General features: G+C 51.6%; 1 protein-coding gene. It reads left to right on the top strand.

The genetic code is table 11. The features are described 5' to 3' along the window. On the top strand, window positions 1–541 hold a 541-nt coding region (locus GM154_RS25530), incomplete at both ends, for a PAS domain-containing protein (RefSeq protein ID WP_219654331.1).

Raw genomic sequence — 541 nt, 5'->3', positions numbered from 1 at the left:
CATTCAGGGAAAGTGAGCGTCTTATCTCAACGACGAATCTCAAGGGACAAATTACTTATTGCAATGACGCTTTCGTCGCAATAAGTGGTTTTACGCGAGAAGAGCTTATTGGCAGTCCACATAATCTGGTTCGTCATCCAGATATGCCGGAGGGCGTATTCGGCCATATGTGGGATACCCTAAAACAGGGCAAAGCCTGGATGGGTATCGTCAAGAACCGCTGCAAGAACGGCGACTATTATTGGGTGAACGCATACGTCACCCCTATCTGGGAAAATGGCCAGATGGTGGGCTATGAGTCCGTACGTGTGCTGCCCACCGCTGATCAGATCAGACGGGCCGATGTCATGTATACACGGCTGCGTGAAGGCAAGCGTGCAGTACCAGTGACAGAAGCCATCAGGCATTCTGTCAAAATTGCATGGCCTACGCTTTTCAGCGGTGCCGTTATCCTTGGCGGTCACTTCTATTTCAACGACCTTGCCCAGGCGGGTGTGATCGTTGCCAGCGCACTAGGCATTACCTTCTGGCAGTTCAAGCG

Source organism: Pseudomonas sp. MAG002Y (assembly GCF_019400845.1).
GTDB classification, from domain to species: domain Bacteria; phylum Pseudomonadota; class Gammaproteobacteria; order Pseudomonadales; family Pseudomonadaceae; genus Chryseomonas; species Chryseomonas luteola.
This window is presented reverse-complemented; position numbering and strand designations above follow the sequence as displayed.